General features: G+C 70.5%; 10 protein-coding genes. 2 read left to right on the top strand and 8 right to left on the bottom strand.

Features of this window, described 5'->3' with window-relative positions; translation table 11 throughout:
• The first annotated feature begins 606 nt into the window (after positions 1–606).
• Complete coding sequence (gene trpS / locus ACFY3J_RS25860) at positions 607–1,608, top strand: tryptophan--tRNA ligase (protein WP_390841827.1); 1,002 nt, start codon at positions 607–609, stop codon at positions 1,606–1,608.
• A 47-nt stretch (positions 1,609–1,655) separates the two neighbouring features.
• Here trpS and proC read toward each other — a convergent pair whose 3' ends face one another.
• From proC to ACFY3J_RS25825, 7 genes are all read right to left on the bottom strand, one after another.
• Positions 1,656–2,465: a pyrroline-5-carboxylate reductase gene (gene proC / locus ACFY3J_RS25855; RefSeq protein ID WP_384175035.1), complete on the bottom strand. Its 810-nt coding sequence runs from the start codon at positions 2,463–2,465 to the stop codon at positions 1,656–1,658.
• A gap of 77 nt (positions 2,466–2,542) precedes the next feature.
• Entirely contained in the window at positions 2,543–3,334 is a 792-nt protein-coding gene (locus tag ACFY3J_RS25850; RefSeq protein ID WP_390841826.1) for an ABC transporter permease, read from the bottom strand.
• Entirely contained in the window at positions 3,331–4,128 is a 798-nt protein-coding gene (locus ACFY3J_RS25845; RefSeq protein ID WP_384175031.1) for an ABC transporter ATP-binding protein, read from the bottom strand. The genes ACFY3J_RS25850 and ACFY3J_RS25845 overlap by 4 nt, the downstream gene beginning before the upstream one ends.
• 59 nt (positions 4,129–4,187) lie before the next feature.
• A complete protein-coding gene (locus tag ACFY3J_RS25840; RefSeq protein ID WP_390841825.1) occupies positions 4,188–4,967 on the bottom strand; it encodes a class I SAM-dependent methyltransferase in 780 nt (259 codons plus the stop codon).
• Positions 4,968–5,052: 85 nt separating this feature from the next.
• Positions 5,053–5,556 carry an EamA/RhaT family transporter gene (locus tag ACFY3J_RS25835; RefSeq protein WP_390841824.1) on the bottom strand — a complete coding sequence of 168 codons (504 nt, stop codon included), beginning with the start codon at positions 5,554–5,556 and terminating at the stop codon, positions 5,053–5,055.
• Positions 5,557–5,599: 43 nt separating this feature from the next.
• Complete coding sequence (locus tag ACFY3J_RS25830; RefSeq protein WP_384175025.1) at positions 5,600–5,941, bottom strand: hypothetical protein; 342 nt, start codon at positions 5,939–5,941, stop codon at positions 5,600–5,602.
• A gap of 19 nt (positions 5,942–5,960) precedes the next feature.
• A complete protein-coding gene (locus ACFY3J_RS25825; protein ID WP_384175023.1) occupies positions 5,961–6,287 on the bottom strand; it encodes an SH3 domain-containing protein in 327 nt (108 codons plus the stop codon).
• A 180-nt stretch (positions 6,288–6,467) separates the two neighbouring features.
• Here ACFY3J_RS25825 and ACFY3J_RS25820 point away from each other — a divergent pair, with 180 nt between their 5' ends.
• Positions 6,468–8,570: a serine/threonine-protein kinase gene (locus tag ACFY3J_RS25820; protein ID WP_390841823.1), complete on the top strand. Its 2,103-nt coding sequence runs from the start codon at positions 6,468–6,470 to the stop codon at positions 8,568–8,570.
• A 51-nt stretch (positions 8,571–8,621) separates the two neighbouring features.
• Here ACFY3J_RS25820 and ilvD read toward each other — a convergent pair whose 3' ends face one another.
• On the bottom strand, positions 8,622–10,475 hold the full coding sequence (gene ilvD / locus ACFY3J_RS25815; RefSeq protein ID WP_384175019.1) for a dihydroxy-acid dehydratase: 1,854 nt from the start codon (positions 10,473–10,475) through the stop codon (positions 8,622–8,624).
• Positions 10,476–10,745: the final 270 nt, after the last annotated feature.

The following is a 10,745-nucleotide window of genomic DNA, read 5'->3' as shown; positions in this document are numbered from 1 at the left end:
TTCCCTTCGGTGTTTCCGACTCTATCAGATCTTTTTCCGATCCGATTTCCTCGGTGCTTTCCAGGTTTCCGCTCTCGCGTTTCCCTTTCCGGCGGTTCCGACTCTATCAGATCCTTTCTCGACCTGATCCCCAGTCAGCGGGGTTTGTCTTCGCGGCCGTTGGGCCGTTCCGACGAGTGAGACTTTAGCGGATTCCCTGCTCCCGTGCGAATCGGGGGCTACGTCCTTTCGGGCGCGGATTCCTCATTCCATGAATACGCACGCCGATGACACGACAACAGACAGACTGCGACTGCCGTCGGTTAAAGGGTGGTACTTAGGAAAGGTTGTCCGGGGACCGACCGAAGTCGGCTCTCACGTCGGGCAACTCGGAGAACACTACGTATCCCTGCGAGGTGTGTCAACTCACGGGCGAACGGCACCCCGGGGTCCTATCCTGGGTCCATGACTACGCGTACGTGCACCCGTCTGTGGTGGGCCGCCTGACGGCGGCCGCACTCACGTATGCATCCAACGGCCGCCGCCTCGGCGGCCGTTCTCGTATCTCCCTCCAGGACTCCGGGGGCCGGCCGACCGGGGACGGCGGCCTCGACCAGGAGGTGGAGTGTGGAGGGGACTCGGGTCTTCAGCGGGGTCAAGCCGACCGGACACCTGACGCTGGGGAACTACCTGGGCGCCATGCGGCGGTGGGCCGAGGTGGACCAGCACCGGTCGGAGGCGCTGTTCTGCGTCGTCGACCTGCATGCGCTGACCGTGGACCACGACCCGGCGCGGGTGCGCAGACTCAGCCGGCAGGCGGCGACGCTGCTGCTGGCGGCGGGGCTCGATCCGGAACTGTGCACCCTGTTCGTACAGAGCCACGTGGACGAACACGCCCGGCTGTCGTACCTGCTGGAGTGCGTGGCCACGGACGGCGAGATGCGGCGCATGATCCAGTACAAGGAGAAGGCGGCGCGTGAGCAGCGGCGGGGCGGGAGTGTACGGCTGTCGCTGCTGACGTATCCGGTGCTGATGGCGGCGGACATCCTGGCGTACGGAACGGACGAGGTGCCGGTCGGTGACGACCAGACGCAGCACGTGGAGCTGACCCGTGATCTGGCGGTGCGGTTCAACCAGCGGTACGGGCACACGTTCGTGGTGCCGAAGGCGACGCCTCCGAAGGTGGCGGCGCGGGTGATGAACCTCCAGGACCCCTTGTCGAAGATGGGGAAGTCGGACGACTCCGGGCCGGGCATCGTCTATCTGCTCGACGAGCCGGAGGTCGTGGAGAAGAAGGTCATGCGGGCGGTGACCGACAGCGGGCGGGGCGTCGTATACGACCCGCAGGAGCGGCCCGGCCTGGCGAATCTGCTGGAGATCCTGGCCGCTTGTCAGGGCGGGAACCCGGAGGCCCTGGGCGGTGTATATGAGTCGTACGGCGCTTTGAAGAAGGACACCGCGGAGGCCGTGGTCGAGCTTCTCAGGCCGGTACAGGCAAGGCACAGGGAGCTGTGCGCGGATCCCGCGTATGTGGAAGGGGTGTTGCGCAGGGGCGCGGAGAAGGCCAGGTTGATGGCGCGGCCGAGAGTGGACGCGGCGTACCGGGCGATCGGGTTGCTGCCCGCCTGAGGGAAGGGCGGCTGGGCGGGCGGCCTGTGCCGGCCGCCCGGTGCCGGTCAGTTGTTGCCGGAGGCCAGCTCGCGGCTGCGGTCGCGGGCAGCTTCCAGCGCGGCGATGAGCGCGGCGCGCACGCCGTGGTTCTCCAGCTCGCGGATGGCGTTGATCGTCGTGCCGGCCGGCGAGGTGACGTTCTCGCGGAGTTTCACGGGGGGCTCCCCGCTGTCGCGGAGCATCACCGCGGCGCCGATCGCGGACTGGACGATCAGGTCGTGGGCCTTGTCCCGGGGCAGGCCGAGGAGGATGCCGGCGTCGGTCATGGCCTCGACCAGGTAGAAGAAGTAGGCCGGGCCCGAGCCGGAGAGGGCGGTGCAGGCGTCCTGCTGGGACTCGGGGACGCGGAGCGTCTTACCCACGGCGCCGAAGATCTCCTCGGCGTGGGCGAGGTGTTCGGCGGAGGCGTGGGTGCCGCCGGAGATGACGGACATGGCCTCGTCGACGAGGGCGGGGGTGTTGGTCATGACGCGGACGACCGGGGTGCCGGAGGCCAGGCGCTCCTCGAAGAAGGAGGTGGGGATGCCCGCGGCGCCGCTGATGACCAGGCGGTCGGCGGGGACGTGCGGGGCGAGTTCGTCGAGGAGGGTGCCCATGTCCTGGGGTTTGACGGTGAGGATCAGGGTGTCGGCGGTTTTCGCCGCTTCCGCGTTGGTGACCGGGGTGACTCCGTGGCGGGCGCGGAGTTCTTCGGCCCGTTCCGGGCGGCGGGCGGTGACCAGCAGGTCGGCGGGGGTCCAGCCGGCTCGGATCATTCCGCTGAGCAGGGCTTCGCCGATCTTTCCGGTGCCGAGAACTGCGACTTTCTGGCTCATGGTGTTCATCCTCGCACCGGTGGTCCGGAGTGCGGGTGGACTGTCCGGCTGGCGGGACACCCTCCGGTCCTGTGGGGCTATGCGGTTCGCCGCCTGAGGGTGGCCGCTCCCAGGCCGAGGACGAGCAGGGCGCAGCCCGCCACGATCAGCGCGTCGCGCACGAACGTCGTCGTCACGTCGGTGTGGCGCAGGACCTCGTTCATGGCGTCGACCGCGTAGGACATCGGGAGGACGTCGGAGACGGCCTCCAGGACGGGGTGCATGTCGGACCGCGGAGTGAACAGGCCGCAGAGGAGGAGCTGGGGGAAGATCACCGCCGGCATGAACTGGACCGCCTGGAACTCGGAGGCGGCGAAGGCGGAGACGAAGAGGCCGAGAGCGGTGCCGAGCAGGGCGTCGAGGAGGGCGACCAGCAGGAGCAGCCAGGGCGAGCCGGTGACGTCCAGGCCGAGGAACCAGACGGCCAGTCCCGTGGCCAGCGCGGACTGGACGGTCGCGAGGGCGCCGAAGGCGAGCGCGTAGCCGGCGATGAGGTCGCCCTTGCCGAGCGGCATGGCGAGGAGGCGTTCGAGAGTGCCGGAGGTGCGTTCGCGCAGGGTGGCGATCGAGGTCACCAGGAACATGGTGATCAGCGGGAAGATGCCGAGGAGCGAGGCGCCGATGTTGTCGAAGGTGCGCGGGCTGCCGTCGAAGACGTAGCGCAGCAGGAGCAGCATCACGCAGGGGACCAGCAGCATCAGTGCGATGGTGCGCGGGTCGTGGCGGAGCTGGCGCAGTACCCGGGCCGCGGTGGCGGTGGTGCGGGCGGCGCTCAGGGCTCGGGGGGCGCGGGGCGCGTGGGGTGCGTGGGGTGCGGTGGTCGTGCTCATCGTGCTGTCTCCTTGGCGCGGCCTGCTGCGACCGCCTCGTCGACCAGGTGCAGGAAGGCCGCCTCGACGGTCTCGGTGCCGGTGCGGGCCCGGAGTGCTTCGGGGGTGTCGTCGGCGAGGATCCGGCCCTCGCGCATGAGGAGGAGCTGGTGGCAGCGCTCGGCCTCGTCCATGACGTGGGAGGAGACGAGGAGGGTGGCGCCTCGGGTGGCGGCGATGTCGTGGAAGAGGTTCCACAGGTCGCGGCGCAGCACGGGGTCGAGTCCGACGGTCGGTTCGTCGAGGACCAGCAGTTCGGGGGTGCCGAGGAGGGCGACCGCGAGGGAGACGCGGCTGCGCTGGCCGCCGGAGAGGTTGCCGGCGAGGGCGTCGGCGTGGCCGGTGAGGTCGACGTCGGCGATGGCCCGGCTGACGTTGTCCCGGCGGCGTTCGGCCGCCGCGCGGCCGGGGTCGAGGATCGCGGCGAAGTATTCGAGGTTCTGGCGGACGGTCAGGTCGTCGTAGACGGAGGGGGCTTGGGTGACGTAGCCGATGCGGTTGCGGAGGGTGGCGTGGCCGGCGGGCAGGCCGAGGATCTCCAGGGTGCCGTCGACCTTGGCCTGGGTGCCGGCGATGGCGCGCATGAGCGTGGACTTGCCGCAGCCGGAGGGGCCGAGGAGGCCGGTGATGCGGCCGCGCGGGACGGTGAAGCCGAGGCCCCGCAGGACGGTGCGGGGGCCTCGGAACACGGTGAGTGCTTCCGCTCGGACGGCATCCGTTTCGGGGCGGGGTGGCCCCGAAGAAATATTCATCATGCGATGATTAATGCGCGCTGGAGAGGGCGCCGTCAAGTGGGGTGAGGGGATGAGCAGCGTCAGGGTGTGGTGGCGACGAGGAGGAGGACGTCGTAGGTCTCCTCCACGAAACCGTCCGGGAAGACCTCCAGCAGGTGGTCGCGCTCCTCTGCGAGGAAGGCGTCCCTGTGTCCCTCGGGGCAGACCAGAAGGCGAGAGTGGCTGCCGAGGTTGGCGAGGTGGATGTCGAGCGGGACCCGGCGGCTCCAGCGGACCTCGCGACGGGTGAAGCGGAGTCGTTCGGTGGGCTGTGCCTTGACGGCGCGGGCGGCGGCCGCCCCCTTCTCGGCGTAGGGGTCGATGCCGAAGAGGCGGCGGATGCGGTCGTTCTGCCGCGCGATCCACTCGATGTCGGCGGCGTCCCTGTTCCACCACAGCGCCAGGGCGCCGCCCGGCCGCAGTACCCGCAGGGCCTCCGGGACGGCCCGGTCGGGGTCCGTCCAGTGCCAGGACTGGGCGTAGGTGAGGAGGTCTGCGCAGGAATCGGCGAGCGGGAGGGCGTTGCCGTCGCCCCGCACGATCGGGATGCCGGGGCGGGTGAGGCGGAAGTGGGCCGCCATGCCGTCGCCGGGCTCGACGGCCAGCACGTCGGCGCCGCGCTCGTGCAGCAGGGCGGTCGAGATGCCGGTCCCGGCGCCGACGTCCGCGACGCGGGCGCCGGCGAGGGGCCGGCCGGTGAGTTCCTCGAGCGCGTCGAAGAGGGCGGGCGGATAGGAGGGGCGGTTCGCCGCGTACTGGGCCGCTGCGGCGTTGAAGGAGTGGGCTCGGTCCGCGTGGGTGGGCGGCGGAGATGAGGTCATACGGCCATCGTGCGACCGCATGACCACCCCGTGACGGGGGGTTCCGGCCGCGCGGACCGGTTCGCGGACCGCGCGGCCCCCGCGGTCAGGAGCGGCGGCGCTTCCTGGAGGGGTTGCCCGAGCGGCGGGTGGTCCGGCGTTCGTACTGTTCGCGGGCCTGTTCGTACTCCTGGCGGTGCAGCTTCTCGCCGGGGGCCTCGACGAGCGAGCGGAAGAAGTAGGCGAGGAGGGAGCCGATGAAGCCGACGGCGAGGAGGCCGCGCAGGGAGGCCTGACGGTCGGGGTCGGGGCGCTTGCCGAAGCCGTCCCAGGTGTGGCGGAAGGCGAGCGCGCTGCACACCGCGAACATCACCACGACCAGGAGCTCCACGAAGGCGCCCGAGCCGGCGATCTGGAGTCCCTGGTAGGCGAAGCGGAGCACGAAGCAGGAGACGGCGGCCGCGGCGAGTGAGCCGGCGGCGACGCCGATACGGCGGGCGGTGTAGCCGTTGTCGTGGTTCAGCCAGGTGGTGCCGAAGAAGCGCAGGGGCTCGGGGCGGGGCCCTGCGGAGCCCGCGGGGGTGTCCGGGATGCCGTTGTCGTCGCTCACGGGTCGATTATGGCTCCGGGATGTCCGCGGGCTCCGTCGGGGATCAGCCGCAGCGTCCGGTCACGTAGCCGTCGCTGCCCGTCTTCACATAGGTGTCCGAGACGTACTGGCCGTTGCCGATGTTGTCCCAGATGTTCGATGTGCCGTAGTAGCCCGACACCGTCGTACCCGGCGTCTGGCAGTTGATCGGCACGGAGGCGCCCACGGGCAGCGTGCGCACGATGCTGTAGGCGGTGCCAGGACCGCTGCGGACATTGAGCTCGACACCCGGCGCCACCGGGTAGTACTGCACGGCCGCGGTCGCGGTCGTGGGTCCGCCCAGGACCATGAGGCAGGCTCCGGCGGCGCCCGCGACAAGGGCGGATCTGCGTCTCAGGAAACTCATCTGTGCCTTCCAGTGATGATCAGCTGCAGCGAGAGGCGACGTAGCCGTCGCTGCCGGTGTACACGTACGCGTCGGAGACGTACTGGCCGTTGCCGATGTTGTCCCAGATGTTCGATGTGCCGTAGTAGCCCGACACCGTCGTGCCCGGCGCCTGGCAGAAGATCGGTACCTGGACACCCTCGTTCAGGACCCGGACGATCCCGTAGCCGGTGCCGGGGCCGCTGCGGACGTTGAGGCGGACGCCCGGCGCCACCGAGTAGTACCGCGCCGCCGCTGCCGCTGCCTGGGTCCCGACGGCCCCTTCCTCGTCGCCGCCCCTTGCTTCTTCGACACGGTCAACAGACATGAAAACACCCCCCGTTGAACCCCATGACTGCCATGGGATCCCGTTGATTCCCTTGAATCACGCAACGAAACATCCGTGCGTGACTCGCACGCGAACGCCGGCAAGCACCACCGGTCCCGCTCGAGTCATCGACTAGGCTCCGAGCGTCGCGCGCGCAAAGGAACAGCACGGGGGTGGTCCATGACGCCACAGCGCAGTAGCGGAGCGGGCGCGGAAGCGGAACTTCCGGAGTACGCCGGGCAGTACCGCCTCGAGTCGTGTCTGGGCTCCGGCGGCATGGGTGTGGTGCATCTGGCCCGCAGCGCCTCGGGACTGCGGCTCGCGGTGAAGGTCGTCCACGCCGAGTTCGCCAAGGACCCCGAGTTCCGGGGCCGGTTCCGGCAGGAGGTGGCGGCAGCTCGGCGGGTCAGCGGTGCCTTCACCGCGCCCGTCGTCGACGCCGACCCGGAGGCCGAACGGCCCTGGATGGCCACGCTGTTCATTCCGGGTCCCACGCTGTCCGGGCATGTGAAGCAGAACGGGCCCATGCCCCCGGACCGGTTGCGCCGTCTGATGGCCGGGCTTGCCGAGGCGCTGCGCGACATCCACCGGGTGGGGGTCGTCCACCGGGATCTCAAGCCCAGTAACGTCCTGCTCGCCGAGGACGGGCCGAAGGTCATCGACTTCGGCATCTCCCGTCCGAAGGACAGCGAACTGCGCACCGAGACGGGGAAGTTGATCGGTACTCCGCCCTTCATGGCGCCCGAGCAGTTCCGCCGGCCGCGGGAGGTCGGGCCGGCGGCCGACATCTTCGCCCTCGGGTCGGTGCTGGTGCACGCGGCCACCGGACGCGGACCGTTCGATTCCGACAGCCCGTACATCGTGGCCTACCAGGTGGTGCACGACGAGCCCGACCTGACCGACGTGCCCGGGAACCTGGCACCGATCGTGCTGCGCTGTCTGGCCAAGGAACCCGAGGACCGGCCCACGCCGGACGAGCTGATGGCGGAACTGCGCTCGGTGGCGGCCTCGTACGACACGCAGGCGTTCATACCGGAGCAGCGGACCACTGATACGCCGGGCACGCCGCCGCCCAGGCCAGGCGCCGGGCAGGAGAAGAGCGCGCCCCGAACGCGCTCCCGCAAGCGGACGGCCCTGGTGGCCGGGGCTTTCGGTCTGCTCATGGCCGGCGCCTTCACCTTGGTCGTGTTGCCCGCGGAGGACGACAGCGCCGCGCGTGTGAGTACCACTCCGCACACCCGTCCTGCCGCATTCGACGCGTGGGAGAAGAAGCCGGTACCCGCGGAGGCGGTCGCACCCCAGTGCACCTACGGAGCAGGCGCGTTGTTCTGCGCGCAGTCCGGCGTGGTCTTCGCCCTCGACCCGGCCGACGGCTCCGTGCTGTGGCGGCGGTCCGTCACCGGAGCAGGCAGGCTTGCGCCTGCCCTCTCGGGCGGTCTGGTGCACGTGGCTGCGGCGGACGGGCGGCACCTGGATGCGCTCGCCCCCGCCTCGGGCCGGACGCATGCACGGCGCAACGTTCCTGCGCAGGGCGGGTTGGCGTTCGTGGGCGACATGCTCCTGCTCACCCGTGCCGACGGGACGGTCACCGGCGTGGACAGCGCTTCCGGCGGCACACGATGGAGCAAGCGGATTCCGGGCTACTCCCTGCCGTCCGTCGCCACGTTCACCGGGGACCTGCTGGCCTATGCGACAAGCACGTCCGACGACGGGGCGAGCACGCGGATCAGCGCCGTGGATCCCCGCACCGGCGCCGTCCGTTGGGAAGCAGGGCTGAAGGGCATGCTGAGTCCCGTAGGCGCCCAGGACGGATCCGTCTTCTTGCTCGACCTCGACAGGACCAACGGGGATGCGAAGGCGGTCGTCCGGTACTCCCCAGGGTCCGGGGCGGTGCGACGGGTGGCGCTGCCCGTCCCGCGTCTGGCCCCGCAGGCCGAGGTGCGGGGAGGTGTCGTCCACCTGCTGGCGGCCGGGGGTGCGCTGGAAGCCGTCGACATGGAGGCGGGCAAGCGCCTGTGGCTTCTTGAAACAGCCGTGAGCCGCGGCTCGGTGCCGGTCTCCGACGGTCGCCATGTGTACGTCCTCGCCGCGGACGGACGGCTGCTCGCCGTGGACGCCCGTACGGGCCGACTCGTCGGGCAGACACGGCCACGACTCGGCGCCGGTTCGGACAAGGTCGCGGACAATCTGGCCGCACCTGTGCTCGCCGACGGCAACGTCTACGCCGGCGCCCCCGACGGCACCGTCTTCGCCGTCGACGGAAGCGACCCGGCGGCCTGGTGACACGGCGCGGGGCCGCCCCCCGAAGGAAGCGGCCCCGCCGGAGTCGAATGTTCAGCCCAGCTTCGACACGTCCCGCACGGCGCCCTTGTCGGCGCTGGTGGCCATCGCGGCGTAGGCCCGCAGCGCCGCCGACACCTTCCGGTCGCGGTCCTTCGGGACGTACGCGCCGTTCAGGGCCTGCTCACGGCGGGACAGCTCCGCGTCGTCGACGAGCAGGTCGATGGAGCGGTTCGGGATGTCGATACGGATGCGGTCACCGTCCTCGACGAGCGCGATCGTGCCGCCTGAGGCCGCCTCGGGCGAGGCGTGGCCGATGGACAGGCCCGAGGTGCCGCCGGAGAAGCGGCCGTCCGTGATCAGCGCGCAGCTCTTGCCCAGGCCGCGGCCCTTCAGATACGAGGTCGGGTAGAGCATCTCCTGCATGCCGGGGCCGCCCTTGGGGCCCTCGTAGCGGATGACGACGACGTCGCCCTCCTTGACCTGCTGGGTGAGGATCTTCTGGACGGCCTCCTCCTGCGACTCGCAGACGACCGCCGGGCCCTCGAAGGTCCAGATCGACTCGTCGACGCCCGCGGTCTTCACCACGCAGCCGTCCACGGCCAGGTTGCCCTTCAGCACCGCCAGGCCGCCGTCCTTGGAGTAGGCGTGCTCGGCGGAACGGATGCAGCCCTCGGCGGCGTCGGTGTCCAGGGCCTCCCAGCGCTCGGACTGGGAGAAGGCCTCCGCCGAGCGCACACAGCCCGGGGCCGCGTGCCACAGCTCGACCGCCTCCGGGGACGGGGAGCCGCCGCGCACGTCCCAGGTCTTGAGCCAGTCCGCCAGGGAGGGGCTGTGCACCGCGTGCACGTCCTCGTTCAGCAGGCCCGCGCGGTGCAGTTCGCCGAGCAGGGCAGGAATGCCGCCGGCGCGGTGCACGTCCTCCATGTAGTACGTGCGGTTCTTGGTGACGTTCGGCGCCACCTTCGCCAGGCAGGGCACCCTGCGGGAGACGGCGTCGATCTGCTCCAGGCCGAACTCGACACCGGCCTCCTGGGCCGCCGCCAGCAGGTGCAGGATCGTGTTGGTGGAGCCGCCCATCGCGATGTCCAGGGCCATCGCGTTCTCGAAGGCCGCGAAGGTGGCGATGTTGCGGGGCAGGACCGTCTCGTCGTCCTGCTCGTAGTGGCGGCGGGCGAGGTCCATCACCGTGCGGGCCGCGTTCTCGTACAGGGCACGGCGGGCGGTGTGGGTGGCGAGGACCGAGCCGTTGCCCGGAAGGGACAGACCGATCGCCTCGGTCAGGCAGTTCATCGAGTTGGCGGTGAACATGCCGGAACAGGAGCCGCAGGTCGGACAGGCGTTCTCCTCGATGCGGAGGATGTCCTCGTCGGAGACCTTGTCGTTGGCGGCGTCCGCGATCGCGTCGATCAGGTCGAGCGTGCGGACGGTGCCGTCGACGAGCGTGGCACGGCCGGCCTCCATGGGCCCGCCGGAGACGAAGACCGTGGGGATGTTCAGGCGCAGGGCCGCCATCAGCATGCCCGGGGTGATCTTGTCGCAGTTGGAGATGCAGATCAGGGCGTCGGCGCAGTGCGCCTCGACCATGTACTCGACGCTGTCCGCGATCAGGTCGCGCGAGGGCAGCGAGTACAGCATGCCGCCGTGGCCCATGGCGATGCCGTCGTCGACCGCGATGGTGTTGAACTCGCGCGGGATGCCGCCCGCCTCCCGGACCGCGTCGCTGACGATCCGGCCGACCGGCTGGAGGTGGGTGTGACCGGGCACGAACTCCGTGAAGCTGTTGGCGACCGCGATGATCGGCTTCCGGCCGATGTCCGCACCGGGTACACCGGAGGCGCGCATAAGGGCGCGGGCGCCCGCCATGTTGCGGCCGTGGGTGACTGTGCGGGACCTCAGCTCGGGCATCGTCGCTAGCTCCTTCGGGAAGTTCTGCCGGGCGGCGGGGAGCCGCCGGCAGAGTTCTGGCTCAGTCGAGCCTACGCCGGTCATCCAGGGGTCGGGACGCGTTGTCCGGAATACGGGACGCGTGTCTCGGGCCGCGGGGATGCGCGGATCGGGCGGCGGGGGACACGTGTCCCGGATCGGCAGGGGCACGCACACCGGGCGGCAGGGCTACCCATCCCGAAGCGGCAGAGGCACGCACACCGGCGGCGGGGCTACCCATCCCGAAGCGGC

The sequence above is a fragment of the Streptomyces sp. NPDC001231 genome (assembly GCF_042896885.1).
Taxonomy (GTDB): Bacteria; Actinomycetota; Actinomycetes; order Streptomycetales; family Streptomycetaceae; genus Streptomyces.
The sequence above is the reverse complement of the archived record's forward strand: the minus strand, read 5'-3'. Positions and strand labels throughout refer to the sequence as shown.

Excerpts from the sequence above, each read along its gene's own strand:
- ACFY3J_RS25820 (WP_390841823.1), top strand. The coding sequence starts at position 6,468 with ATGACGCCACAGCGCAGTAGCGGAGCGGGCGCGGAAGCGGAACTTCCG.
- proC (WP_384175035.1), bottom strand. The coding sequence starts at position 2,465 with ATGAGCCAGAAAGTCGCAGTTCTCGGCACCGGAAAGATCGGCGAAGCC.
- ilvD (WP_384175019.1), bottom strand. The coding sequence starts at position 10,475 with ATGCCCGAGCTGAGGTCCCGCACAGTCACCCACGGCCGCAACATGGCG.
- ACFY3J_RS25825 (WP_384175023.1), bottom strand. The coding sequence starts at position 6,287 with ATGTCTGTTGACCGTGTCGAAGAAGCAAGGGGCGGCGACGAGGAAGGG.
- ACFY3J_RS25845 (WP_384175031.1), bottom strand. The coding sequence starts at position 4,128 with ATGATGAATATTTCTTCGGGGCCACCCCGCCCCGAAACGGATGCCGTC.
- ACFY3J_RS25850 (WP_390841826.1), bottom strand. The coding sequence starts at position 3,334 with ATGAGCACGACCACCGCACCCCACGCACCCCACGCGCCCCGCGCCCCC.
- ACFY3J_RS25840 (WP_390841825.1), bottom strand. The coding sequence starts at position 4,967 with ATGACCTCATCTCCGCCGCCCACCCACGCGGACCGAGCCCACTCCTTC.
- ACFY3J_RS25830 (WP_384175025.1), bottom strand. The coding sequence starts at position 5,941 with ATGAGTTTCCTGAGACGCAGATCCGCCCTTGTCGCGGGCGCCGCCGGA.